The organism is Mesorhizobium sp. Mes31 (genome assembly GCF_024519675.1).
Taxonomy (GTDB): domain Bacteria; phylum Pseudomonadota; class Alphaproteobacteria; order Rhizobiales; family Rhizobiaceae; genus Mesorhizobium.
Map to the genome: position 1 here is coordinate 138893 of NZ_JALJRL010000013.1, position 26408 is coordinate 165300.

The window sequence follows — 26408 nt, forward strand, 5'->3', positions numbered from 1 at the left end:
GAGCGAGCACCTTCTCAAGGCAATGGCGTTTCGACACGGCTCTATGCTGAGGACCGGAGCCAGCCGACGAAGCGCTGCGAGACAAGCTCGGGTCTTGGCAGGTAGCCAATCGATACCATTGATTTGTTACGGCCGTTGCATTACAACGAACCTATGGTTGTTCCCACTTGGCTTCTTCTGACGTACAAGGTGCCTCCGGAGCCGGCGACGAAGCGCGTTGCGCTGTGGCGGCGGCTAAAGGGCATGGGCGCGATCTACCTGCAGAACGGCGTCTGCCTGCTGCCGAAGACCGACGACCATGTGCGCCGGCTGAAAATGCTGGAGAACGATGTTTCCAAGATGGGCGGCGAATCCGTCATCCTGGAGACAGTCGCCCTTGATCGCGCTCAAGAGGACAAGGTGGTCGCCCGCTTCAAGGCGGATCGCGATGACCAGTACCGCGAGTTTCTCGGGCGGTGCGCCGATTTCGAGATTGAGATCGCCAAGGAGATCACGATCAACAAGTTCACTTATGCCGAACTCGAAGAGGAAGACACCGATCTGAAGAAGCTTCAGGGCTGGCTGGAGAAGATCAAAAAACTTGATTTCTACGGCGCGACCTTGGCCGAGGAAGCCGCTGAGCGGCTGCGCGCCTGCCAAGCTTTGCTCGACAGTTACGCTCAACGGGTCTTCGACGCCCATGACGAGAACCGATGAGATGGACGGCTCGGGTGACGGAATAGGCGTGGTGACAACCGAGATCGTCGGTGCCTCAGGGACCCGGCAAGGCATTCCGGCCGGTGTATGGGCACTCGGCTTTGTCTCGATGCTAATGGATATGTCGTCCGAGATGATCCACGCCCTGCTGCCCGTCTATATGGTGACAGTGCTCGGCACCTCGGCCCTGACCGTCGGCATCATCGAAGGTATCGCCGAAGCGACTGCCTCGATCACCAAGGTCTTTTCGGGCGCGTTAAGCGACTGGCTCGGCAAGCGCAAACTACTCGCGGCGCTCGGCTACGGTCTCGCCGCTTTCACCAAGCCGATCTTTCCATTGGCGCCTACGGTCGAATGGTTGGTCGCGGCACGCTTCATCGACCGGATCGGCAAAGGCATTCGTGGCGCTCCACGTGACGCCCTTGTCGCTGACATCGCACCGTCGCATCTGCGCGGCGCAAGCTTCGGCCTGCGCCAGTCGCTCGACACGATCGGCGCGTTTATCGGCCCACTGATTGCCATTGGCCTGATGTGGCTGACGGCCGATCATTTCCAGACGGTGTTCTGGATTGCGGTCATTCCGGCATTCCTGTCCGTCGGGCTGATCCTTGTTGCCGTGAAAGAACCGGAGTGCCCGAGAGTGCAGCGCCGTGTCCGCATGCCACTGCATCGCGACGAACTGCGCCGTCTGGGCGCGACCTATTGGTGGGTGGTGACGGTCGCCGCGGTCTTCACCCTTGCTCGCTTCAGCGAAGCTTTCCTCATATTGCGCGCGCAATCAATGGGTTTGCCGCTGGCGCTGATCCCGATCGTGCTGGTGATCATGAGCCTCGCTTATTCCCTCTCGGCCTATCCCATTGGCATGCTGTCCGATCGCGTCAATCGCCTGACGCTTCTAGCTATCGGCCTCGTCCTGCTTCTCCTGGCCGACATCGTGCTCGCCTTCGCGGCAGACATCGTCTGGATCGGGATCGGCGTCCTGCTTTGGGGCCTCCATATGGGCTTCACACAAGGCTTGCTGGCGACTCTGATCGCTGAGACCGCGCCTGCGGAACTGCGCGGGACCGCGTTCGGCATGTTCAATCTTATGACCGGCACCGCGCTGCTCGTCGCCAGTGTCGTCGCCGGCGCGCTATGGGACTTGACCGGGCCGCAAGGCACATTTCTGGCAGGAGCCACCTTCACCGTGCTGACGCTCGCAGGATTGTTTGTCATCCGCGGTCGGCTGAGAGGACGGGCAGATGCCTGAATACCTCGGCGCCAGTCCACTGGCCTCCAGCCATCAATTGTCCCCAAGGCCGAGTACGCATCGACTCTCCAGGCCGAAACAAGGAGCTGCCCATGTATGAACTCGACGCCGCGGTAACGCACGCGATCAACGGGCTGGCAGGACGAAGCGCGGCCGTCGACTTTCTGATGATCTGGATTTCCGCCATCGGTGTTCCGCTTCTGGTGTTGGCCGTCGCCATTCAATGGTGGCGACGGACCGACAGGCCCCGCACCCGCCACGTGCTTGTCGCGACAGGCCTGTCGTTCCTTCTGAGCCTTGCCCTCAATCAACTCATTCTTCTCTTCTTCCACCGTCTGCGGCCGTATGACGGCGGCGTAACCCAACTCCTGGTCGCCCGCAGCGCCGATCCCTCATTTCCATCGGATCACGCCACCGCCAGCTTTGCCATCGCGGCGGCGATCCTTTTACACGACATGCGGCGCGTGGGGCTCGGTTTCCTCGCCGCCGCGGTGCTCGTCGCCTACTCGCGCGTCCATATCGGAACCCATTACGCCAGCGATGTTCTGGGCGGCGCTTTGATCGGGATTATCGCGGCCATCATCGTTCGTGCGGCCTATCCAGAAGGCACCCGCATCGATCGATGGGTAACCGGAATTCTGTAAATGAGTGTCAGCGAAATCCTTGATGTCGAGACGATGCCGCAGCTCAAAAACCGAGAGGGCTCAAAATGGAGCACGAATCCTTTTCACCAACCTGGCTCCATCGCTCCCGCTTGCTCCCGCTTGTCCTTGCCCTGCTGGCCACGTGGCTGGTGACGCCGGTTTCCATCAGCGCTGCTTCCGAAGCAACATCGCCGGGATTGGCGGATGCGACGGTGCTGATCATACGTCATGCCGAAAAACCGGATAGCGGGATGGGGCTATCTCCCACGGGGGAGGCACGAGCGCAGGCCTATGTCGGATATTTTCAGCATCTCACGCTGAACGGCGTCGCGTTTCGCCCTGATACGCTTATAGCGACCGCCGATTCCCCAAACAGTGCGCGCGAGCGTCTGACACTGGCGCCCTTGAGTCAGGCGCTTGGGATTCCCATCGATCTGAGATTCAGCAACAAGGACATCGCAGGCCTTGTTCATGCCTTGACGAGCGAAGCCCACCGAAAGTCCGTGCTCATTGCCTGGCATCACGGCACGTTGCCGCAGATCATAGAGGCGCTGGGTGGCGACCCGCACGCCGTCATGCCTGACGGTTACTGGCCCGAAAACGTTTTTGACGCCGTCGTGGTGCTTCGCTACAACCATGATGGGAAGTTCATTCCGGGCTCCGAGCAGCTCATTCACGAAGATTTCGCAAACCCGCCAGGGCTGATCAGCGGCGCAATTTCCCAATGAACACCTTCGCCATCAAACGCATCCGCCGCAGTGGTGTCCCATGCCGTAGACCGTCCCAGCACCAATCGGCCAGGGTCGAAAGAACAGCGGAAATGGGGATTTCCGGCCAAAATGAGGGGCGATGAATGTCCTTTTTCTCGGCGTTCACGGACTACATCGCTTCGCATCCGCATCTGGCGTACGCGGCGATCTTTGTACTGGCTCTGTCGGAGTCCCTTCCGGCCATCGGCGCAGTCATTCCCGGAACGGCCGTCATTGTCGGGCTTGCCGCTCTTGTCCCGAGTGGCGTGTTGACGCTTTGGCCAATGTTGATCTCAGCTTTTCTGGGCGCGATCGTCGGCGACGGCTTGTCTTTCTGGCTGGGCCATCGCTACCACCGTGAAATCCTGTTGCGATGGCCGTTGAACCGTTATCCCGAACTCATCGCCCGCAGCGAGGCGTTCTTCCAACGACACGGCGGCAAGAGCGTCTTTCTGGCGCGCTTCACGCCAGGCGTGCGCGCGTTCGTCCCGCTCGTGGCAGGCATGGTGCGAATGCCAGCCCGCCGCTTTTACTACGCCAACATTGTCTCGGCATTCGTCTGGGCGCCGTCGCACATCCTGCCCGGCGTGCTCGTCGGCGCATATTTCAGCGTTGCCGGTGCTGCCGCGGGCCGGCTCGCGGTGCTCCTCGTCGCGCTGATTGTTATCCTGTGGGTGACCGTTTGGGTTGTGCGCCATGTGGTACGCCGGGGTATTCCCATCCTTCTGGCCAATCTGGAACGGCTGCGAGGCTGGGCGGAGGCCCGCGATAGCTGGGCGAGCCGCCAGATCCGCTCCTTGCTCGATCCGGCCCAGAAGGAAACGAAGATCCTCGCGGCGCTGGCACTGCTACTCGTTGCCGCCGCCTGGACCTTCTTCGGGATCCTAGAGGATGTCGTCAGCGGAGATCCGCTGGTACGCACAGATGCAGCGGTCTATCGCATCCTTCAGGACCTTCGAACGCCGTTGGGCGATACCATCATGGTCGCCCTCACTGAAATGGGCGACACAACGGTCGTGATTGCGATTGCCGTCGTCGTGTTCCTGTGGCTGGCCTGGAGGCGTGCCTGGCGCACCGCCGCTTACTGGGTGGCGGCCATCGGCGGCGCGGCAGCCATCAACACGGGCATCAAGGTGGCCCTCCATCGTGCACGTCCCACCGAGAACCTCTATTCCGGTTGGAGTGCTTTTTCCTTTCCCAGCGGCCATAGCACCGAAAATGCCGTCATGTACGGCTTCCTGGCGTTCCTCATCGCTCGGCGGCTTCAGCCGGCATGGCGTCTTCCGGTTGCGCTTGCGGCGGCCGTTTTTGTTGCTTTGATCGCCTTCTCCCGGCTTTACCTCGGGGCCCACTGGTTTTCCGACGTAGCGGGCGGATTGGCGTTCGCTACGGCATGGCTGGCCCTGCTCTGCATAGCCTACTTGCATCATCAACCGTCAGAAAAGGGTGCCGGAGGCCTCCTGGTCGTGGCCTGCGTCGGCCTGGTCGTCGCAGGCGGTTTCAATGTCTACCGCCGTCACGCTGCAGACATGGAGCGCTACGCGGTCCGATACGAGGCACCTTCGATCCTCGCGGCCGAATGGTGGGCGCGGGATTGGCAGCAATTGCCCGTGCAGCGGATCGATCTCGCGGGCGAGACCGAGGAACCATTGACCTTCCAGTGGGCCGGCAGCCTGGAACGCCTCGAAGCAGATTTGGCGCAAAAAGGCTGGCGCCCGCCACCTTCGTGGACCTTGGCCGGCGCTCTCGCCTGGTTCACGCTGCGCCCCGGTCCGATGGATCTTCCAACGCTGCCCTATATGGAGCGCGGACGCCTGCCGAGCCTTACGCTGGCCCGCCCACGCGGCGAAGTGGGCCGAGCCAGTTCGCGCTTCGTGCTGCGCATGTGGGCGACCGAAATAGATCTGCGCAACGGCCATCTGACGGAACTCTGGATCGGGTCGGTTGTAGAGGAGCGGCTGGGTAGTCGCTTCCCGTTCTTCACGATGGCGCAGGCGCAGCCCGACGCGAACGCGCCCCGAGACGCTCTTGCCGCGGCTCTCGACGCCAGCCGCCTTGTAACGGAGCCCGATCGAAGTTCGACCTACATTTGGGATGGTCAGGTTCTGTTGGCGCATGACGGAAGTGTTCTGGCTAGTTCAGGAACAAGGGCCTTGCAGAATGGCCCTGTCAGCCCCTGACCGAGAGGATTCGTGATGCGATATCGACCAGCAGACGATACCAGTTTCACTCCCTCGCAAGTGGCGCGCACATGACAGTCCTGGTCCTCCTGAATGCAAGCGCCGGCACAATCCAGAGCGCTGACTATGATGTCGAAGCATTCGTTCGAAACGGGTTTCAGGCGCGCGGATTGGAGGCCGAGGTGCGAATGGCGAGCGGGGGCCAGATCGCGGAGATGGCCCACAGCTTCGTCACTGCGAAATCGCCCGGCAACAAGCCAAAGACCCTCGTGGTCGGAGGGGGCGATGGCACCCTGGGCTCCGCGGCATCGGCGGTTGTGGGAACGGATGTCGTCCTTGGCGTCCTGCCGCTCGGCACCCTCAATCATTTCGCCCGGGATCTCGGTTTGTCGAACGATCTGGGGGCGGCCATGGACACAATCGCCGCGGACCATGTGGAGCAGGTCGATGTTGCGGAGGTGAACGGTCAGGTCTTCCTCAACAACTCATCGATCGGCATTTATCCGTTTCTTGTCGCCGAACGGACCGCCGAGCAGAAGCGGTTGGGGCTGGGAAAGCTTGCCGCGCTCGGCCCGGCGCTTGTCCGCACGCTCAAGGCTTCATCCTGGAAGAGGGTCAGGATTTCGATCGGCAACGAGCGAAGCCAGAAGACGCTTTGCGTGTTCGTCGGCAACAATTTCTACGATCTGCGCGCGCTCGGCCACCGCGGCAGTCTTACGTCCGACGAGCTGTGCGTCTACGTCGTGAAGCCCCAATCCTGGCTGGGGCTCGCGCTGCTGCCGTTCAAGGCCGCGCTCGGGTTGATCGACCCAGCCCATGACGTCGAGCTCTTCAGGGTTCAAACCCTGGAGATCAAATCGCGCCGACGACACCTGCGCATCGCAATGGACGGCGAAACCATCGAGGCGATACCGCCGTTGCGCTACCGGATACGGCCGAATGCATTGCGGGTTCTCGCTCCTGTGCGATTAGCCGGGAGGCCAAGCGCTTCAGTACCGCCCGCCATCTGACAAGGAGTATGGAACGGCCCTTTCGATGTCAGACAAAGTCAGGCGCTTTGAGCTGCGCTCACGGTTGTTGATGTGGCGGCCGTGTTCGGACCTCGAAACGACGGAAAACCAGCCGAGGCTGACAAATTAGTGCACGCGCCGTCCACGGCTTTACAAAACTTTACTTAGAGACAGAAGGCCGGAAACACTGATGGCTTAGCTTGAGAATATAGTGCGAACACCACGGGCAACGTCGTCGACGCTGTCGAAGCCAGCGCCAACAAGGCGAAAGTCTCGAATAATGGTCTTCAGTCCAAGCGACATTCTCGGCCTCCTGTCAGCCCACCCCTATGCGGCTCTTCTGCCGCTCGCGATCGCCGAAGGGCCGCTCGTGACCATTGCCGCTGGTGTCCTTGTGGCTACCAGCCAACTCAAGTTTTGGCCTGTTCTTGCGATCGTCGTGGTTGGGGACCTGGTGGGAGATTCAGCTCTTTATGCGCTTGGGCGGTGGGGTGGAACTCGAATGGTCACAAGGTGGACGGGCCGACGCACTCTCACGCGGGTGGCTGCGCTTCAGGACCAATTTCTTCGCAAGGCCGACCGCGTTCTCGTAGCTGGCAAGCTCACGCACGCGATTGGCGCGCCCGTGCTGATTACCGCGGGCATCGTCCGGATGGCGTTTGGGCGGTTCTTGACAGTCAATTTTCTGGCCACTGTTCCCAAGTCCCTTGCTCTTCTCTGTCTCGGCTACGCGTTTCACGCCGGATACGGATTCATCGGTCAGAACATGACTTACTATTACGTCGTTTTGCTGATCCCGGGTTTGATCCTGCTCTATCTCCTTCTGTCCAGATAACCAGTGGCAAGAGAGACGCCATGCGCATCGCCATCTTTTCCGACAATTTCTATCCCGAGATCGGCGGGATTCAAGACTCGATTGAAGCGTTGGCGAAGGCACTCGGACAGCGGGGGCACGCTGTCGACTTCTACGTGCCTCGTTACGGCCATCGTCAATTCGAACGTATCAACGCAGCACCCGTTGAGTTGAATTTGGGCCCCCACATCCGCGTTCATCGCTTGCACTCGGTGCCGTTTCCAACCTCGACAGGGCAATCGCGAGCGGTTTTTCCAGTGCCCGCTTCATGGTTTCCACTGCCGATGGAGGAGCGGCCCGACGTCATCCACACCCAGAGCTTCTTCGGTGTCGGATTGAACGCGCTTCGGGTGGGAAAGAGACTGGGAATTCCGGTTGCCGGAACAAACCACACGGCAATCAGGGCATTCGGTTCGTATCTGCCATTCGGGATGGATACGGCGGCTGCCTACGTTCTTTGGTACTACAATCGCTGCAATTTTGTCACCGCGCCCTCGCGATCGGTTTTCAACGAGCTTGGCCAAGACAGGCTCCGCCGTCCGCTTGAAGTCGTTTCCAACCCCATCGCAACGGAGGTTTTCCATCCGGTCTCTCAAGCGGTGAAGTCCAAGCTCAAGGCCGAGTTGGGCCTCCATGGTCCCACGATCGTCTATGCAGGCAGGCTTGGTTCAGAGAAGAATATCGATCCCATCCTCCACGCGCTCGCTTTGCTGAAGCAGCGGATACCGAGTGCCGAACTCGTCATTGCCGGCCATGGCAGTCAGGACCGTCACCTTCGCGCCCTCGCGCTTCGAATCGGCCTCGAGCAGAGCGTGCGTTTCGTTGGGACGCTGCCGAAATCAAGCCTCGCAGGGCTGTTCCAGGCATCCGATGCCTTCGTGACTATGAGTACATCCGAGACCCAGGGCATGGCCATGCTTCAGGCAATGGCGTGCGGCATCCCGGTGATCGGCGCGAATGCGAGGGCCCTTCCCGAATACATCGGAAGTGACCGCGGCTTCCTGGTGGAAGCGTCCGATGTCGCAGCGTTGTCGGATCGTCTTGCGGATTTGCTTGGCAATCCGGAACTGCAGTCGCAGCTTGGCTGCGGTGGTGCTTCCTATGTGAAGCAATTCGCCACGGAACGGATCGCGGACCAATGGGAGCATCACTATCAACTCTTGATTGAACGGAAAGCAAGCAATGAAAGAAGCCATCAAGATCAGCTTTGTCGTACCAGCGTATAACGAGGAATCATGCCTCCCCCGAACACTGGAGGCCATCATCGCTGAGATCAAGCGATCACAGTGCGCCGCCGAAATTATTGTCGTGAACAATGCGAGCACGGATAAAACGCGTCACACAGCCGAGGCTTATCCCGGCGTCGTTGTCATCGATGAGCCCGTCAAGGGTCTCGTTCGCGCGCGATCCGCGGGCTATCATGTCGCAACAGGAGATCTGGTCGCCAACGTCGACGCCGATACGATCGTTACCGAGGGATGGATAGACAAGGTCCTGTGGGCGTTTGCGGCCAATCCCGAGCTCGTCGCCATGAGCGGACCGCTTATCTACTATGATCTGCCGAAGCATACCCGTGCGCTCGTACGCGCGTTTTATTGCGGGGGCTATGTTTGCTATCTTCTTAACCGCTACGTTCTGCGCGTTGGGTCGATGATGCAAGGAGGCAACTTCGTCGCCAGGCGCGATGCGTTGGCGCGCATCGGCGGCTTCAATCCGAACTTTGCATTTTACGGCGAAGACACTGAACTCGCCCGCCGCCTCTCCAAAGTCGGGGACGTCGATTTCACGTTTTCACTGCCGGCGCTCTCCTCCGGACGGCGCCTGGTCGGCGAAGGCGTGGCGCGCATCGGGCTACGCTATGCGATGAACTTTTTCTGGGCGACGTTCCTGAAAAAACCATTCACCGAAACCTGGCTCGACTTTCGAGACCACCCGCAAAAGCCGGCGCCATGATAAACGCTCAATTGTCTCCAAACGTCAGGCCATCCCGTATGCTTGCGCCCCAGCCCGGCAGGCGTCTTCTTTATGACGTCGGTATCAGTATTGTCTTGCTGGCGCTGAGCATCGTTTCGAACTTCTACGCCGGAAATTTCGCGACGGAGAATATCAGCAACCCGGTGACAGACATCATTCTGGATAATGTTCCGGTCGTTAACATCGATTTCATCTTCGTCGAGGGGCCACTTTTCCTGTGGCTGTTCGTCTGCCTTCTTCTCATCATACGGCCTGAGCGCATTCCGTTTGTATTCAAGGGCTTGGCTCTGTTCCTTTTCGTGAGGTCGGGATTCATCATTCTAACCCACATTGCCCCCTTTCCGACCAGAAGCAAGTTCGATCCAAACGAGCTTATGCGGGCGTTCACATTTGGCGGTGACCTCTTCTTCTCGGGCCATACGGGCGCACCATTCCTTCTCGCCTTGATGTTCTGGAAGAATCCGAGGCTGCGGTTCACCTTTCTGACGGCCACGGCGCTTTTCGGTGCTGCCGTGCTTCTCGGCCATCTCCACTACTCGATCGACGTCTTTGCAGCGTTCTTTATCAGCTATGGGGTCAATGACCTCGCCATGTTCCTGTTCCGGCGAGACTGGGAGCACTTCGACGCTGCCTCAGGCGTGAGGCATAAATGGCAGCAAACCAGCTTGGGCTTGGCGCGGCAACTGCGCTCAGGTTCGGAGCCGGGTGTAGAATACGCGGCTACGCGACCCGAGCAGCGCTCCTGAGCGCAGCCTCCAATGGTATGATCCATCACGGCAGCTCAGAGACAAATTTGGAGCACCAGGCGGCAATGTCTGATCTCATACTGCTGATTGAAGATGACCGCAGGCTTGCCGGAATGGTCTCGGAGTTTCTGACCCAGACCGGATTTGCTGTTGAACACACGCCAACGGGAGAGGAAGGCCTTGTTCGCCTCGCGCGAGGTGGTGTGTCGGCGATCGTTCTCGATCTGATGCTTCCGGGTATCGACGGATTGGATGTCTGCAGGCAGGCCCGGATGACCTCGGATGCCGCAATCCTCATGCTGACCGCACGGGGTGACGAGACCGATCGCGTCGTGGGTCTGGAACTCGGAGCCGATGACTATCTCCCGAAGCCCTTCAGTCCTCGTGAGCTTGTGGCCCGCCTGCGTGCCGTTCTCCGGCGGCGGAATGCGGGGGCGCGGCAACAAGACCTCCTTTGCTTCGGTCCGCTTGAAATCGATCCGGCGGCGCGCCAGCTACACGTCGACGGCGCTGAACAAAGCCTCACCAGCTATCAATTCGATCTGCTGGTTGCTCTCGCCCGGCACGCCGGCCGCGTCCTGACCCGTGATCAGATCATGGACATGGTCAAGGGTGAACCTCTAGAGGCATTCGACCGCAGCATCGATGTCCACATCTCTCGCATCCGCGCCGCAATTGAGAAAGACCCCCGCCGGCCCAGACAAATCCTGACCATTCGAGGGGTGGGGTACCTCTTTGCTCGCCATCATGACCGACCGGACAAGATCGAATGAGGCGCCTTTATCAGCATATCTACGCCGCTCTGCTGCTCAGCCTTTGCGTATTCGCCGTGCTCGCGGGACTGCTTTGGCTCTACGTGCTGGGCGAGATTCAGCCCGAGACCCGGGTTGGTATCGATACCGCATTGGCTGAACTCGCCATGTCTGCCGCCACTGCCAAGCCATCGGATCTCACTGCAACGCTGCTTCAACTCCAGAAGCGACTTGGAGGCGGCGATATCGCCGTCTTTTCGCCGGATGGCGTGTCCGTCGCTTCGGTCGGCGAACCACTTCCGCCGCCAGAGCCGCCGACGGAAGGAGGCTTTACGGAACGGCCAACGCTCGACGGATGGGTTCGAACACTCGCGCTATCGGACGGTCGCGTGCTTATGCTCCGCCGCCCTGTCGACTACGACGAGCCAATCCCCCGTGTTTTCTTGCTGCTCGGCGCTACATTTGCTGCTGTGGCGATTGGCGCTTACCCCATCACTCGCCGCCTGACACGACGGTTGGAGGGACTGAAGAAGGCGGTCGACGGCTTTGGTGCGGGAGACCTGTCGCGGCGCGTTGAGGTTACCGGCAAGGACGAAGTGGCGGCGCTCGCTGGCAGTTTTAACCAGATGGCGGAGCGAATTGCGGAGTTGCTCTCCGCCCATAAAACGCTCCTCGCCAATGCATCGCATGAATTGCGCTCTCCACTCGCGCGCTTGCGCATGGGTGTCGAGATGCTGCAGCCGCAGGCCGACAAAAGCCTGCAGCGGGAGTTCGAAAGTAGCATTGCGGAACTGGACGGTCTTGTCGGCGAGATTCTGCTGGCCAGCCGCCTCGAAACGCTCGAAATCGTCACCGAGATGTACCCGGTCGATCTGCTGGCGATCACTGCCGAGGAGTGCGCGGCGGCCGATGCTTCGCTCGAAGGGGAGCCAGTCACTGTCTTCGGCGAGCCGCGGCTTCTGCGTCGGCTTGTCCGCAACCTGCTCGACAATGCCCGTCGCTATGGTGGCGGCACCGCCATTGACGTGTCGTTGACGCGTCGAGGGGAAGCAATCAAACTTTCGGTGTGCGACCGGGGCCCCGGCGTCGCCGTCGAGGAGCGGGAGCGGATCTTCGAACCATTTTACCGCCCGGCCGGAACACTGGAACAGGAAGGGGGTGCCGGTCTTGGCCTTGCCCTTGTGAGGCAGATTGCGAGGCATCACAAGGGCGACGTCCGTTGCGTTTCAAGGCCCGGCGGAGGCACCTCCTTTGAGGTCGAACTTAGACAGTGGAAGCCCCAAGGACCCCTGACGGTCAGGTCTCCCGCAGCACGCGAGGAAGTTCTGGATGACCATTAGTTTGTTTGGGACGAAACTGGCCAAATCTCGTTTTTGCCTGCCGGTAGCCGGCTTATTGTCATTGCTGGCAGTAGCAATGGCCTCGGCTGGTTCACCCAATGTCGATCGGAAACGGTCTTCCTACGATTCACGTAACCTGCTACCCGCCAATTTCATCCTTCAGAGCCGAGAAGCATTGTCCAACGGCGATTTTCGAAAGAGATTTGTCACCTTCAATTTGACCAACGCACGGCATGCTGGATTCTCGGCTCGGGAATTCAACACGATTAACTCGTCCGGGGTTCGCGTCTCCTGCGAGAAATACGGCGATCAGAGTCACTATCGAGGCGGGGCCGGTTGGTTCATCGGCAGCAAGAGTTGTCTCGTCGCGAACGCTCATCTTGTCATTGATGAGAAGGATAGGTTCCTTCTCCATGAGAAAGCGAAAAAGGGCAGCAGCACCTGTTTCTTCACCACGTTCTCCGAACTGAGCTCAACGCCACCTGTGCCGGCGCACCATCCGATCAATCCTCTCGAAACCTCCTACAGCTTAGCCCAGCGATCTTCGGTAAAAACCTCGATCACTGATGACCGCGCGGTTTTCCAGCCCATTAGACCTCCGGAGGGAATGAAATACCTGGAGCCGGACCTGACGCACCCGGATCTGGCCGAAGGCGCTCAGTTGTACATGATAACAATAAAACCGCCTGGAGATCTCGCCATCGAGGCTGACGGCCCCCTGATCATGGAAAAGATTACAGTGAAGATGATGCTACGCCTGGAGCAGGGTTTGAGCGTCTTATTTACGGATGGGGACAATTTCCCCGGAACATCCGGATCGATCCTTGTTCGGCACAATGCGCAAGGCAAGCTGGTAGCAACAGGGCTGCACGTGGCCGGACGGGGTCCAAGTCCCGGTGAGCCGCCGAAGGAATGGAGCATGGAGAATACGACCGCGGGCATCGTCACCGACGGATCGTTCTTTGGGGCGCCAATCTCGTTGGATGCATTTCCGGATGGCTGCGGCTTGCCGTGATCTTCAGCCAACTGAAAGCAGAACTCCTTAGAATTCGCGTCGCCCATGCTGCTCGGAAAATGAGCAGCTCACCCGGTCAACCATAAGCCGCTCAAAGCAGTCCGGCAGCGGTCAAGAGGTCCGTTACCTTCTTGCTGTTCAAATGCGACGGCTCGACTTTCGGCGCCTGCAGATCCTTCAGCGGGACCAACGCTGGATTGCTGTCGGCACCGATGCTGACGGCATATTCGAACGACGTGCCGGTCTTAAGGACGTCCTGGCCACCCCTGCCGGTGATCCACTTCAGGAAGGCCTGCGCCTCCTTGGGGTGCTTGCTTGAAGCAAGCACGCCACCCCCAGAGATGCTGACGAACGCGCCCGGATCCTGATTCTTGAAATAGAGGAGCCCGACGTTCTTGCTGTTTTCGCCAGTCTTGGCCTGATCGCCGTAGTAATAATAGTGGAAGATCACTGCACCTTCGATCTGACCGGAATTGACCGCCTTCATGGCGGTGCTGTTGCCCCGGAACGTCGTGACGTTGGTCTTCATCGCCTTCAGCCACTGCGCTGTATCTTCTTCGCCCTTGATTTCGAGCAGGGCCCCGACAATCGACTGGAAATCGGCCCCTGACGGTGAAGCGGCCCACCGGCCCTTCCAGCTCGTGTCGGCCAGGTCCAGCAGCGACTTCGGCAGCTTGTCGGCAGTCAGCTTGGTTTTGTCGTAAGCAAAGACGGTGCTGCGCGCGGCAATACCGATCCAATGACCGTTGGTGGGCCGGAATTCATCCGGCACCTGCGCCAGTGTGACTGCATCGACTGGCGCGAATAGGCCGGCCGCGTCGACCAGCGCGATGGCGGGTGAGTTCTCTGTCAGAAACACATCGGCCGGCGAGGCGGCGCCTTCGGTGGCGATCTGGTTGGCGAATTCGGGATCTTCGCCGTTGCGCACGATAACCTTGATCCCTGTTTCCCTTGTGAAGCCTTCCACCCATGCGCTGGTCAGGCTCTCGTGCTGGGCATTATAGACGATGATGCCGTCGTTTGCGTCCTGGGCCAGAGCGTGTCCGACAGCCAAGGGAGAGGAAAGCGCCATGGCGCTCGCAAACAGTGACAGTGCAGATTTCATAGGAAGCTCCGGGCGGTTAAGCACCTGCCACTAGCAATACTTGAATATCGATGTCAACATATCAAAGCAGCAACTGACAACGTGAAGCACACGGCCCTCATGGGTTCGGACTGGCCAGAGCGTCCAGCCGAAAGACCCCAATCCGAGAGGCGCCTAGAAAGAGACCATTTTGGCAACGCTGCAACGAAAGCCCGGCTGCTCGGTACAATTTGCCCGATCATTCTGGCTACTCCAGGCCTTTTCCCGCCGGGCTTTTTTGTTTTAACCCTCCCGCACGGTGGCTTTAGCTGGCGATGGCCCTAGCTGAGAGAAAAATGAGTGCCAAGAAAGACGAGGAACTGACCGTTGATCAGCGGAATCTTCAAGATGGGGCCGTCCTCGTCCAGGCCCTGGACCGGCAAACCCTTCACGCAAGGGTGACCGTTCAAGATTTCCTTCCAAATTGAAGGAAAATCCGTCCCCCTGCTCCTCTCGGCGTTGCACGCTCGGAGTAGATTCGTAACCAGGTCAGCCATCCCGATCTACCACCTCCCGTGCCTGACACTGCATTATCGGGTTATCTAGAGAATGGATTTGATTGCGATCAATCCGATGTCGTTTAGCGGGACCGTGCGCGGCCCTGGCGAAAAGGTGTGAACAGGATCGCCAGTCGGTAGAAAACTCACGACGGGTCGTAGCTCGAAAGGGTGCGCTTGCTGTGGTGTTACCACAAGTTGCCCCCGGATTAGGGATTAGGCTACAACCTGCAGCAATATCACGACGCCATCCTTCAGCGGATAGCGGGCGTCAAAATACATCAACGCTCGCGACCGCTTGATCTAATCTATATAGTGCTGGTTCGGTCGTTCGACGGCTGGCGGCGTGCTCTCATGTGAAGTCGCGGACCGGAGAACACCAATTTTTGATCGGTGTGTCTCTCCGGCCGCCGCAGAACTGTGCAAGGCGAGATCGGATCAATTGTCCTCGTGGTCGCCGTCGCCGCCGGTTTCATTTTCAGTGCCGTTGTCTTCCCCGGCAGCATCGGCCCCTAGAATCTTGGCATTGCCGGCATCGACCTTGACGTCCTTCACCTCGTTACTCGCCGTCTTGATCTCGACGCTGTAGACGAGGTTGCCGTTCTCATTGTCGAGCGCCACTTTGAGCACACTGCCCGGGAACTGAGCGAGGGCAGCCGAGGTCGCCTGGGCGGCGTCGATCTTGGCCTGCGACGCGAGCATGGCCGCTTCACCACCCTCTCCTTCGGTCTGGTTGTTCACCTTGATGCTCGACTGGTAGGCTGGTTGGCTTTCCGCGCCGATCGCAGCATAGCCGCTGCCGAGCAAGCCGACCCCGACAATAGCCATGAAGGCCAGCGTCAATTCGGATGTTCGTTTGTTGTTCATGATCGATACTCCTTTAGATGCAGAGCAGCCCATGATCTTCGTCTTGCGGTCCAGGTTCGCAACGGCGGCTGCCCTTTCACGCGATGACACTGACCGCTCAGGATTGCAGCGACCTTTCATGACCATTAACTATGCTGCGGTAGCTCAGGGTCCCATGCCGTTTTTCGCGGAAGATGCAGGGAGGATCACCTCGAATGTGGACCCTTTCCCAAGGTCACTCATCGCAACAACGTGCCCCTTGTGAGCCTCGACAATCGCCTTGACGAGGCTGAGACCGAGACCCATGCCTCGTTCCTTGCGGCTGCCCTCTCCGCGATAGAGGCGGTCCCAGATCTTCGAGAGGTCCTCAGCGGTCATGCCGCGCCCGCCGTCGCTGACACAAATTGCGACCTTGGAATCGCGACGGCTGGCCTTTAGCAAGATGCGCCCGCCGCTCGGCGTGTATTTGATCGCATTATCGAGCAGATTGGCGACGACCTGGCGCAAACGGCCGCGATCAGCGATCAGCCAGATCTCCTCAGGCGCCTCGATTGCGATGCTAAGCGCTTTCTCGTCCGCCACATGGCGGTAAAGATCGACTGCATCCTTGAGTAGAACACTGACGTCGACGGGTGCGAAGGTGAGGGGAAGCGTCCCTGCCTGCGCTTCCGAGATATCCATAAGCGCGTTGAGTAAAGCGAGCAGGTGGTCCGACTCCTCGATGCAATCTGAAAGAGCCTCCAGTGCGGGGCCTGACTTCTGGTCTGATTGCAGGACGATTTCCGCCGTGCCACGAATCCGCGCCAGCGGCGTGCGCAACTCGTGGGCAACGTTGTCGAGGGCGCCGCGCATGTTCGTGATGAGCCCCGCGATGCGATCGAGCATGGCGTTGAAAAGCTTCCCCAGTTCGTCCAGTTCGTCGCCAGTATTGCGCACGGGTACTCGGCTTGCCGTAGCGCCCGCGTCGATAGCGCGAACCGTAGCGATGAGTTCGTGGATCGGGCGCAGGGCGCGTCTCGCCAGCAGCGCCCCTCCCAAAAAGCCGAGGATCACAACGGGAACGGCGACTCCGGCGACGATCCATGCAAAGAGGTCCAGAATATCGTCGCGCTCCTCCGTGCTCTTGCCGACCTGCAGAATCGAGCCGTCCGGTAGCCGCTGCGAGGCTATTTCCAGAATCGCCGCATCGTCGCTGGCGGGCAGACGAACGAAAGGTCCGGGCCCGGCCAGGGGAGCGTATTCGAGGCCTTTCAGATCGAAGTTCGCCCATTGGTCGGGGATCTCCATGAAGACGAGTGCGTTTCCCGAACCTGCAATGCGGATGAAATAGGGCTTGGACTTTCGCAGCCTGGTTTCGAGCGAAAGCGCCTTTCTCAATCCGGTTAGATCTGTTGCCCGATATTGGGCTGCAAGCTGCTGCAAGCGAGAATCGATGCCGTCGTGATCCCGCGCTCGCAGGGAAAGATCGAGGAGAACGTAGGCGAAGCCAAACAGAAACAGTGTGCCAAGGACGAAGAAGGCCGAGAACGTTAGCGCCAGCCGGAAACCTGTCGACCTGCGGAGCTCTTCAAAGGCCCGAGAGAACATAGCCGACACCACGGATCGTGTGGATCATCTTGTCCGGGAAGTCCCGGTCGACCCTGCTGCGGAGCCTGCACACAAGGACATCCACCACATTAGTCTGCGGATCGTAGTTGTAGTCCCAGAGGCGCTCCAGAATCGTCCCCTTGGAAACGGGGCGGCCGGCGTTCCGCATCAAGAGTTCGAGCAACGTGAACTCCTTTAGCTGCAGAACGAGGCGCTGGCCGCTGCGCGTGACCTCGCGTGTCTGTAGGTCGAGGACGAGAGGCTGGACGATAAGCTGGGCTGGCTCGGCCACATTGGTCGAGCGCCTGATCAGGGCGTGGATACGCGCCAGAAGCTCCGATAGGGAAAAGGGCTTCGTCAGATAGTCGTCACCGCCTCTGAGCAAGCCCTTCACGCGGTCATCAACTGAGCGCCGCGCACTGAGGATTATCACGGGAACCCGAACCTTTCGGTTGCGCAGTTCGCCGATCAGCTCGAGGCCACTCAATCCCGGCAGCATGACGTCGACAACGGCGGCATCATACCCGGTACTCAGTGCCAGCTCGAGCCCGTCTTCGCCGTCCTTTGCAAGGTCGACAGCGAACCCGGCCTGCTTCAGTGCTGTGACGACGAACTTTGCAATCTTGTCGTCGTCTTCGACGACCAATAGGCGCATCGCAACAACTCTGCCCTTCACTTGATAAAGTGCCAAGGTAGCCAAGCGACCATATCGCCAAAGGGCCACCGTCCCCTCTTACATGCTTTGTTTTTCGGTAGCATTTCGCGAAGCTTACGATTTTGTAAGTGCACCCGTCATCACTACGCCAAGGTCGCCTCCGAAACGGTTTGTGGCGCCCGCCGCGTTGAGGACTTCGGGCTAGGCGCACACGGATCGAGCGATTGTCGCGACCGCTTCGAACCTCCACATGTTCGTTATTTTGCGCGCATGCTCCCGTTCACGCGAGGACCAATTGCGGCTACACTTGATTTGATACAATCGTCATTACGCTGAAGCCATGGTTGCATTGTCCTAGCTGTTGCTAACCTACAGGTCCCGCCTGAACCCGCCGCCTAGCCCAGGCGCTTCAATCGGTCCGTCTCGTTACCCACCCCGGCGTCGCAGCCAACGCTGACTGGGATGGACGCCTCCTCCTCGTCCGGGAACGCCCTCAACCAAGGCTCGGCCGTTGATGATCATCTCAGAGATCGAAGCTTACTTAACTGGACCGCCCTGGCTGGCTTGATGGCAAGGAAGATTTTTTCCACTGGCCTTTGCAATAAGGCCAATCGGCTGCGCCAGCTCAGCCTTCGCTTGCGCCTCTGTTATATCACCGACCGTAACCAGCCTGGCCAAGACGTGACGCTCGCGCGCGGAAGCATATTCGGGATTGACGCGCGGATTATAGATCGACGGAGCGTCAATGATCCCAACCATCATCGCAGCCTGTGCCCACGTCAAAGACGCGGCCGGCTTACCGAAATAGCCACAGCTTGCGTTTTCGAGACCATAGTAACCACTGCCGAAATAAACCACGGAGGCGTACATGGCTAGTATGTCTGGTTTGGCGTAAGTGAAACTCAGCTTAATGGCGAGCGCCACCTGCTCCAGCTTCGCACCCGTGCCATGATCACGCGGAGTATAGAGCATTTTCGCAAGTTGTTGCTCAATCGTGCTTCCGCCTTGGTCTCTCCATCGCAGTATCTGGCCCAAGGCCGCCCTGCCCACGGCGAATGGGTCGACGCCGGGATCGAAGACAGAGTAGAATCGGTGGTCCTCGGTCGCGACGAGTGCTTGACTGAAGCGCTGCGGAGGCGCGGGGGCTGGATAGCCGGCGCCGTGTTTCTCGGCTTGGGCCTGGACGAGAATCGCAGCGTCGTTGACCGATGGCGTTATGGCGAACGGGGCCACGATGGCCGCGACTCCGGCAAGAACCAGGAAAGCCATCATCCTAACCATAGGACGGACGCTCCCCTTTCCACGGTGCCTATCGTCGTTATGGCAGGGATCGAGCTTCAGATTGATCACTGGGCCTAAAAGCTGAGTGCGGCTGTGCTGTCACCAAGCTCGCGGTTGCATTCTGCATGATTGCCTATGTGTTGGGAAGGTACATTCAAGATCTGTTAGATCAAAGCCGTGAGAACGTTGGAAATGCCAGCTTACGTCGTACCTCGTCAAGGTTTGCGCCGTGTAGCGCAACCGCGGAAGATCCGACCTGCGCCAGAGCGAGCGTCATGATCCTTCCAAGGCGGGGTTGCCGGTATCCTTGCTGAGCCCGAGGAAGGCGGGGGCTGCAAGAAGATAGGCGACTGCGGCCAGTTCGATTACGGTATCGAGCCCGGATGTCACGGCTACGATGGGTACCAGAACGGCGCCGACAACCGAGAAGCAGCCGTTGACACCCCACCCCCAGACGAACAGATGCTCCCGGCCAAGTCGGGCGAGCCAAACCATACCGGCTGCCATCGGGAATCCCATGAGGAAGGCAGCCGGCGCGACCACCGTGATCGCGAGCGCAAGTCGAGCCCAGTATGAAAGGCCGCCGACCCAATCAAGGAGCGGTGAGGAGGTCCGGGAGAACGCGAACAACAGGGCGGAGATGAGCACGAGAATGATCGGTATCGCCTTCGGCGCAATGTTCATGAGTCGACCGGAAAAGAGGCTTCCCAGTCCCGAGCAAACGAGGATGCCGCTCAGCATCACCGTTGCCGAGACGGCCGGACTGCCAAGAGCGACGGTGAAACGTTCGATAAGGCCGACCTCGACGGTAATATAGCCAAGGCCAAGGCAAGCAAAATAGCTGATCGCCGACGCCTTTCCGGGGGTACGCACAAGTGCGCTTCGCCAACCGAGCGCCACCGGAAGCGCAATCAGAGGCAAGATCGCGACGAGAGCAATCCCGAGCGCGACCCAAAGGACCAGATAGCCCCAATCGTCCTGAAAGAGGTCGAGGCGGTCGAGGGTGCGCATGAGATCGGACGGCCGCTCATAGCCGGCGAAATACGGGCGCTCGTCCGTCAGCGGCCTTACGTCGAATACGTATTGACGAGCGATATCGCGCCACCCTCCATTGATGAGATAATGCCAGGCGAGCCGGTTCATCGTGGTGGACGGCATCGTAGCGTCCTCGCCGTTGCCCGAGGCGCCCCCGTCCTCCGAGGTGCCCGAGTTCTCGGCAGCAGTACCATCAGGGACTGACGGAGATGATGCCGAAGTTTCGGATGCGGTCGGATTACCCGAGGTCGCCATTGTCGCGCTGCCGAAAATTGAACCGCGATAGGCGGATAGGATTTTTGGCGTCTCAGCGGTATCGTAGGGAAAGCCGGGCCAATAGACCTCGTCGAAGGACATTGCCTGCGTGTAGTCGCGCAGCCGAGCGATTTCATCGTCCGCGAACCCGCCCCGCTTGTAGAGTACGGTCGTGGTCGAAAGATAGCTCGATGCGACGAAGAAATTACGCGCCATGGTGCCGCGCTCCTGCGTCCGGGCCGCCCGGGCGATGGTCGCATAGAGCTTGAGCACCGATTTGGGCGGCTCCTCCTTGTTCCAGACGGTCACCGCAAGCACACCGCCTGGCGCGAGCGCGCGCATGTAAGCGCGCATGGCCTGTTCGGTGTAGAGATACTTTTCGACCACCGCGAAGCCGCCCGGATTGGACAGGCCGATGGAGTCCGCCAGGCTTAGGTCGATCACGTCGTAACGTGCCTTGTCGCGTTCGAGCACGAGGCGGCCGTCGCCCTGAAGGAGCCTCAGCCGCGGCGAGCCGAGGATCGCCGCTGTTGCGACCCTGAGGGTCGGAGCCTCGAAAGCCCGGACGATCGCAGGATTGCTTTCGGCGGCCGTTACCAAGCGCGACCCTGCCTGAAGTGCGACACGGGTCGATATGCCGCCGCCGAACTGAACAATGAAAGTCCGCGGCGCGTGCTTCACGACATAGGGATAGAACGCCGGGAGATATCGAAAGTAGACGCGGTCTTCCGCCGGCACGGCGCCCATGATGCCTTCCGGTCCGTCGCCGTCGACGAACATCCCGGTATAGGTGTTGGCGGGAAGCTCCGGCAAATTGAAGGCGGCGTTATCGGAGAGGCCAGGGGCGAAATGCATGTAGGAACTGCGATAGATTTGCAGATCGCCGAATGGCGAGACTTTGCGATAGATGCGTTCTGCGTCTGGGAAATTGCGCGCATAGGAAATGCCCTTGTACGGGTTGACCGAGAGCGCTGGAACACCAAGGACACCGGGCAGAGCGAAATAGGCGGCAACGGAGAGCACGATGCCTCCGAGCGCCGCCGCGGTCACAATCGGCCCCGAAGCGGTTAGCCACGTGATGACTGCAAGCGCCCACAAGCCAAGCGGCACGACGAGAATGCGTTCCGGTGCGACTAGATAGAGGCCGCCGAGGACGACGACACCGCCGAACCCCGCCCCGATCAGATCGGCGAAATAGAGACGATCGAAAATGCTCCTGCCCTTGAGGAAGACGATCCCGAGAAACAGGGCGGCGGAAAGGAATGGCAAGAGATACAGAACGAAATTGGCGAGCAGTCGCCATTTCTGCGCCGGATCGGAAACCAGAAAGACGGCGTTGAACGGAACGGCCTGGGCGGCGAAATTGCTGGCGACCGTGAGCGGGCCGAAGGCGAACAGCGAGGCTCCAGCGCTCCCCCACCAATGCCTCTCAAACCATGCCTTCGAAGAGAAGAGGACAACGCTTGACAGACCAAAGCCAAGCAGTGCCAAGCTGATCACCATCGATCCGAAATGCGTCCAGCTTCCGACCGCGAAAATTCGCATCACGCAGATTTGCAGCGCGATCACGGCGCTGGAGATCATTCCGATCGATATGTAGAACGCTGCTCCTGTCCCATGGCGTTGCCCGGGCCGGGTCGTCGTCATCACTGACTACCTTCGCCCGGCCGTGCCTGGTTCAATGGTTGTGAGTCCCAGAGATGCGCCCCGCAACGAGTTGTGTGAAGGGCACGAAATTGACGACGGATCCATGATAGATGTCGGAACGCTCAACTCGGAAGGTCCCGTCAGGATTCTGATGCTTGACGATCTTCAACACATGTTGCGCGCCCGGCGGGCCGATCGGGATAACCATGACGCCGTTCGGTTTCAACTGGTTAAGAAGAGGCGGCGGGACGTGGTCGATCCCGCAAGTGACGATGATCTTGTCGAACGGCGCGTTTTCCGGCCAGCCATAATAGCCGTCGGCGTTCTTACGGCGGATGGCGCCGTATTCGGAATATCCGCGCGCGATCAGGTCTGAGAACACACTACCGGTGCGTTCGAAGAGCGGTTTGATGATCTCGATCGTCCAAATCCTATCGGTCAGATAGGACAGATAGGCAGACTGGTACCCTGATCCGGTACCCACCTCCAGCACCTTATCGCCGGGCTGCGGGTCGATTGTGTTGGTCATGCGGGCGACCGTGTGCGGGCCGGTGATCGTTACGCCATATCCAATGTCGAGATAATGCCACTCGTAGGCGCGCGACAGATTTCGGTCGGTGACGAAATCCTCGCGCGGCGTCATCAGATAGGCGCGCTTGTCGCGATCGGCCCAGACGTCGTGATGCGCAACCAGTTGCTGGAAACGATCGTAGCGCTCCCCGAGATACCGGGGAGTTTCGCCGCGGTGCTTCACCATCCAGTCGATGAAGGATGTACGGGAACTCATGGGCGGCATGACGGCCGGCTCGAACGGAGAACTGACGCGCGTCGACGCAAGGGACGGCACAGTGCCGCGCGCCGCCGCCGGGACGGTTGCAAAAGCTATTGCGCTGGCGCCCAGCGTCAGAAAGTCACGTCTGTCCATGCCATCTCCTCCGTACCTCAGGACATTCTCCGCCAGGTTGAAGGATTTCGGGATTAGCGGGCCGCACTCGGGAGGGCTCATGGAGCACATCCCGGACATATAACGAGGCGGCTGAAACCCGCCACACACAGCTGCCACCGGACGATCTCAAAACCCTCGTCAGCTTAATCTCAGACGCCTCCCTACTCCACAGATCAGTCGGTCGCGCTTCAATGCCGATCGGCTGCCGGGCTTAGTCGGCTTCATGGCCGACTTCCTGTGTCACGACCGCAAAGTCTTCCACCACACATACCGAATAGGAAATCAACATTACGCCAACTTTTCCGCGTCCTTACGATTCCGTAAGACTTACGCCAGGTTCCAAGTCTTTTTGCGTCAGACGAACCGCCTCCTTTCTCTGGAAGGCCTTGTTGCGCTATGAGCGCTTCGGGCGAAGGCTTCGAAGGACTGTTTGCGCGACAGGACGCGGCGCTCGCGCATTCCGCCTCTTAGGCCTGAAGTGGCCGAGCGCGTGACGTGCCCACGTCACCTCTTCGGCGAACTCGATTTCCTCGATTGCCCCCAGACGTTTGAACAGGACAGCGTCGAACCGTGCATCTTCGAAGGGCTCCGCTTGAGCGTCGGCCTGCTGCCAGATGATGCGAATGAGGGATTCCTCGGTATCTTCGCCGCATGGGATCCAGGTCTTGCGCTGGGTGGGGCCGTCGCCTCCTCGGTGTGCAACTCCCGAGCCAGCGCTCCCAGCGGCCAGAAACGCCGCGTCACCCCGGCCATCAAGCGCCAGATGCGCCGCCGCTGCGCGATTGAGCCGGTGATCGGCCACATCAAGGCCGAGCACCGGAAGGGCCGCAACTACCTCGCCGGCCAGCAAGGCGACGCCGTCAACGCCGTCCTGGCCGCCGCCGGATACAACTTCTCCCTCCTGCTTAGGTGGCTGATTTGGCTTCGGTTATTCCGGCCCTAACGGAACCGCCTGAAGAAAACGCACTTCACTAGGTCATTGAGACCGAGGCAGCTAACGAGGGCGAAGCCGACAATCAGGATCGTATGTGTAGGCGGCAGAGGCTTCAGCTCGACCAAGCCAAATGCGCCGATCAATACCCCCAGTGACGCGTCAGCGAGGAGAGCTGCCGCAAGGATCGCGCTCGGCCGCGAGGCCCAGAAAGCCCTCCGCTCGCGAATGGACACGATGGAAAAAAGGCGCAAAGTAGAGCAACGTCTGAAAGGTGAAGGTCTGTAGCTGGCCCGAATGGTTCCCGAGGTCGAACTGGCGCCAGCCGATCGCGAGCAGCACCAGCGCTTCGACGAGCATGGCGATGCCCAACAGAACTGCGAGCCTGACAAGCGGGCCGATGTTCCAGGTCTCCGGATTTGAGGATGGGCGTACGCGGTGTGTCGAGAGCGCAATCTTGACGAAGTCCGTCATGAACACAATGAGCACCATCCCAAGCGCCGAGATAGCGAACTTGCCGGTCACCAGGAACGCGATCACGACGAAGCCTGATTTGAGGATGGTGCGGCTCACCTTGTTGACGATCCAGGTGAGAACCCGCTGATAGATGGCACGGCCGTTTCTCACAAGATCGACGATACCGCCAAGACCTTCGGTCGTCAGGACCACGCTCGCCGCCCCTTTGGCGACGTCGGTCGCGCGGCTCACGGCAATGCCAACCTCAGCCTGACGCAGCGCAGGCGCGTCGTTCACGCCATCTCCGGTCATGCCGACGACGTGGCCGGCGGTCTGGAGGCTCTTCACGACCAAGAACTTGTCCTCTGGGAACATCTCGGCGAAGCCGCTTGAACCTCGGACCAGCTCCGACGTGTCGTCCGCGGCAGCATCGCCGGCGGCATGCATTTCGGGGGCGCGGACGATCTCGCCCAAGCCGAGCTCGCCGGCCACGGCGCGCGCGACCGGCAGTGCGTCGCCCGTCAGCATCTTTACCGTGACGCCGAGCGAACGGAGCTCGTCGATGAGCTGGCGCGAGTCGGGTCGCGGCGCATCATGGAGCAGCGCGAGACCGACGAACTGCAAGGGCGCCTCGTCATCGGCTCGTGCGACGGCCAGCATCCGGACTCCCTGCCGGGCCTCTTCGGTGGCCCTAGCTTCGAGGGCAGTGACGGCCGCTCCATCAAGACCTGCCGCCTCGGCCACCGTGCGCAGTGCGCCCTTCATAACCCGCGTCCTGACGCCGCCACGCTCGACGAGTGCCTCAGTTCTGCGCGTCTTCGGCGAAAAGGGTGTGAAGGAAATGAGCGCTGTCCCTTGATCAAGCAGATGACGGTCGCGGACCGTCCGCAGGAAGGCGAGATCGATCGGGTCCTGGTCGGCCTCCTGGGACGCGAGGGCTCCCACGCGCAGGACGTCCTCAGCGGTGAATCCCGGCTGGGGCAGGGCGCCCATGAACGACAGCCGATTCATAGTGAGCGTCCCGGTCTTGTCGGCGCAGACGACGTCCATGTTCGCAGCGTCTTCGGCGGCGCTTAGCCGCGTGACAAGCACGCCGCGACGCGCCAGCTCCCTCGCACCGACGGCCATGCTGACGGTGAACATGACCGGCAGCGCTACGGGGACAGCGCTCATCAAGAGCACCAGCGACAGCGGCAGGATGTCGACGAGACGCAAGCCTTCGACGAGCGATACAACCAAGGCGATCGCGACGAGAATCGCGACGATGAGGAACAACCACTTGACAACGCGTGTAATGACCTCCACGACGTGCAGCTTCGGATGCGCGCTTTCCACAAGCTGCGTTGTGCGGCCGAAAAAGGTCTTGAGCCCTGTCGCGATAATGACCGCGGTTGCCTCGCCGTCCCTGACGATAGAGCCCGAATAGAGAACGCCTTCGTTCGTTTTGGTGATCTCTCGGGATTCGCCCGTCAGCGCGGATTGATCGACCTGCAGCGCACCGTCGATAATCTGGGCGTCCGCCGGGACGAAATCCCCTGACCGCACCCGCACTACGTCACCCGGAACAAGTTCTTGTGCTGGTATCGCGTGCCACACGCCGTCGCGCAGCACGCGCGCAGTGACCTGCAGTTTCCTCCGCAGCGCCGACACCGCTGCGGCAGCGCGATGTTCCTGGAGGAAGCCGAGGATGGCGTTTACCAGGAGAAGCGCTAGCGCGATCCACAGATCGGCCCACTTTTGGAGGGTGAAGGACACGAGGACAATCAGCTCGATCATCCAGGCTGAGAGACCCCAGAACTTGCGTGCGAAGCCGATGAGCGGATGAGCCTTGGCCTCTGCCACGGCGTTTGGCCCAATCCGGGTAAGCCGTTGCCTTGGCTTCCCCGCTGGGAAGACCGGTCGGGCCGGCAGCGAGGCAGGCAAGCGTTTCGGCAACCGTTC

At 60.1% G+C, this 26408-nt stretch carries 22 protein-coding genes and 1 pseudogene; 15 read left to right on the forward strand and 8 right to left on the reverse strand.

Going from position 1 to position 26408, the window contains the following annotated elements:
* Positions 1–153: 153 nt before the first annotated feature.
* The 13 genes from NR193_RS22215 to NR193_RS22275 all read left to right on the forward strand — a co-directional run bounded on the left by NR193_RS22215 (position 154) and on the right by NR193_RS22275 (position 13208).
* On the forward strand, positions 154–696 hold the full coding sequence (locus NR193_RS22215) for a Chromate resistance protein ChrB (RefSeq protein ID WP_256752894.1): 543 nt from the start codon (positions 154–156) through the stop codon (positions 694–696).
* 1 nt (position 697) lies between these two features.
* Positions 698–1945: an MFS transporter gene (locus NR193_RS22220; protein ID WP_256752935.1), complete on the forward strand. Its 1248-nt coding sequence runs from the start codon at positions 698–700 to the stop codon at positions 1943–1945.
* Between the two features lie 92 nt (positions 1946–2037).
* A complete protein-coding gene (locus tag NR193_RS22225) occupies positions 2038–2589 on the forward strand; it encodes a phosphatase PAP2 family protein (RefSeq protein WP_256752895.1) in 552 nt (183 codons plus the stop codon).
* 65 nt (positions 2590–2654) lie between these two features.
* Positions 2655–3317 carry a flagellar basal body-associated protein FliL gene (locus tag NR193_RS22230; RefSeq protein ID WP_256752896.1) on the forward strand — a complete coding sequence of 221 codons (663 nt, stop codon included), beginning with the start codon at positions 2655–2657 and terminating at the stop codon, positions 3315–3317.
* Positions 3318–3442: 125 nt separating this feature from the next.
* The gene (locus NR193_RS22235; RefSeq protein ID WP_256752897.1) at positions 3443–5518 is read left to right on the forward strand and encodes a bifunctional DedA family/phosphatase PAP2 family protein; all 2076 of its coding nucleotides are present in this window, start codon (positions 3443–3445) and stop codon (positions 5516–5518) included.
* Positions 5519–5589: 71 nt separating this feature from the next.
* The gene (locus NR193_RS22240; RefSeq protein WP_256752898.1) at positions 5590–6528 is read left to right on the forward strand and encodes a diacylglycerol kinase family protein; all 939 of its coding nucleotides are present in this window, start codon (positions 5590–5592) and stop codon (positions 6526–6528) included.
* Between the two features lie 280 nt (positions 6529–6808).
* Positions 6809–7363: a DedA family protein gene (locus NR193_RS22245; RefSeq protein ID WP_256752899.1), complete on the forward strand. Its 555-nt coding sequence runs from the start codon at positions 6809–6811 to the stop codon at positions 7361–7363.
* 20 nt (positions 7364–7383) lie between these two features.
* Positions 7384–8607, forward strand: coding sequence for a glycosyltransferase (locus NR193_RS22250; protein WP_256752900.1), 1224 nt, complete (start codon positions 7384–7386; stop codon positions 8605–8607).
* Entirely contained in the window at positions 8564–9334 is a 771-nt protein-coding gene (locus NR193_RS22255) for a glycosyltransferase family 2 protein (RefSeq protein ID WP_256752901.1), read from the forward strand. Before NR193_RS22250 ends, NR193_RS22255 begins: the two co-directional genes overlap by 44 nt.
* A 38-nt stretch (positions 9335–9372) precedes the next feature.
* On the forward strand, positions 9373–10101 hold the full coding sequence (locus NR193_RS22260) for a sphingomyelin synthase family protein (protein WP_256752902.1): 729 nt from the start codon (positions 9373–9375) through the stop codon (positions 10099–10101).
* 65 nt (positions 10102–10166) lie between these two features.
* Positions 10167–10874, forward strand: a complete 708-nt coding sequence (locus tag NR193_RS22265; protein WP_256752903.1) for a response regulator — start codon at positions 10167–10169, stop codon at positions 10872–10874.
* A complete protein-coding gene (locus tag NR193_RS22270) occupies positions 10871–12193 on the forward strand; it encodes a HAMP domain-containing sensor histidine kinase (RefSeq protein ID WP_256752904.1) in 1323 nt (440 codons plus the stop codon). The genes NR193_RS22265 and NR193_RS22270 overlap by 4 nt, the downstream gene beginning before the upstream one ends.
* Positions 12183–13208 carry a hypothetical protein gene (locus NR193_RS22275; protein ID WP_256752905.1) on the forward strand — a complete coding sequence of 342 codons (1026 nt, stop codon included), beginning with the start codon at positions 12183–12185 and terminating at the stop codon, positions 13206–13208. The genes NR193_RS22270 and NR193_RS22275 overlap by 11 nt, the downstream gene beginning before the upstream one ends.
* A 91-nt stretch (positions 13209–13299) precedes the next feature.
* Here the strand turns inward: NR193_RS22275 and NR193_RS22280 are convergent, their stop codons facing one another.
* The 6 genes from NR193_RS22280 to NR193_RS22305 form a co-directional block, all read right to left on the reverse strand.
* Positions 13300–14313 carry an iron ABC transporter substrate-binding protein gene (locus NR193_RS22280; RefSeq protein WP_256752906.1) on the reverse strand — a complete coding sequence of 338 codons (1014 nt, stop codon included), beginning with the start codon at positions 14311–14313 and terminating at the stop codon, positions 13300–13302.
* 953 nt (positions 14314–15266) lie between these two features.
* Complete coding sequence (locus tag NR193_RS22285) at positions 15267–15821, reverse strand: PepSY domain-containing protein (RefSeq protein WP_256752907.1); 555 nt, start codon at positions 15819–15821, stop codon at positions 15267–15269.
* Between the two features lie 18 nt (positions 15822–15839).
* Positions 15840–17261 (reverse strand): cell wall metabolism sensor histidine kinase WalK, encoded by a 1422-nt coding sequence (locus tag NR193_RS22290; protein WP_256752908.1) that lies wholly within the window; start codon positions 17259–17261, stop codon positions 15840–15842.
* Entirely contained in the window at positions 17242–17961 is a 720-nt protein-coding gene (locus NR193_RS22295; RefSeq protein ID WP_306280407.1) for a response regulator transcription factor, read from the reverse strand. The genes NR193_RS22290 and NR193_RS22295 overlap by 20 nt, the downstream gene beginning before the upstream one ends.
* Positions 17962–18453: 492 nt before the next feature.
* Positions 18454–19185 carry a biosynthetic peptidoglycan transglycosylase gene (locus NR193_RS22300; RefSeq protein WP_256752909.1) on the reverse strand — a complete coding sequence of 244 codons (732 nt, stop codon included), beginning with the start codon at positions 19183–19185 and terminating at the stop codon, positions 18454–18456.
* A gap of 285 nt (positions 19186–19470) precedes the next feature.
* Entirely contained in the window at positions 19471–21597 is a 2127-nt protein-coding gene (locus tag NR193_RS22305; protein ID WP_256752910.1) for a hypothetical protein, read from the reverse strand.
* Between the two features lie 226 nt (positions 21598–21823).
* Between NR193_RS22305 and NR193_RS22310 the strand changes: the two genes are divergently transcribed.
* Entirely contained in the window at positions 21824–22087 is a 264-nt protein-coding gene (locus NR193_RS22310; protein ID WP_256752911.1) for a hypothetical protein, read from the forward strand.
* Positions 22088–22165: 78 nt separating this feature from the next.
* Here the strand turns inward: NR193_RS22310 and NR193_RS22315 are convergent, their stop codons facing one another.
* Positions 22166–23059 (reverse strand): protein-L-isoaspartate O-methyltransferase, encoded by an 894-nt coding sequence (locus tag NR193_RS22315; RefSeq protein ID WP_256752912.1) that lies wholly within the window; start codon positions 23057–23059, stop codon positions 22166–22168.
* A 742-nt stretch (positions 23060–23801) separates the two neighbouring features.
* On the opposite strand from NR193_RS22315, the pseudogene NR193_RS22320 reads away from it, so the two are divergent.
* A pseudogene (locus NR193_RS22320) lies at positions 23802–24023 on the forward strand (transposase); the annotation flags it as partial.
* Positions 24024–24173: 150 nt separating this feature from the next.
* Here the strand turns inward: NR193_RS22320 and NR193_RS22325 are convergent.
* Entirely contained in the window at positions 24174–26402 is a 2229-nt protein-coding gene (locus tag NR193_RS22325; RefSeq protein ID WP_306280409.1) for a plasma-membrane proton-efflux P-type ATPase, read from the reverse strand.
* Between the last annotated feature and the right edge of the window lie 6 nt (positions 26403–26408).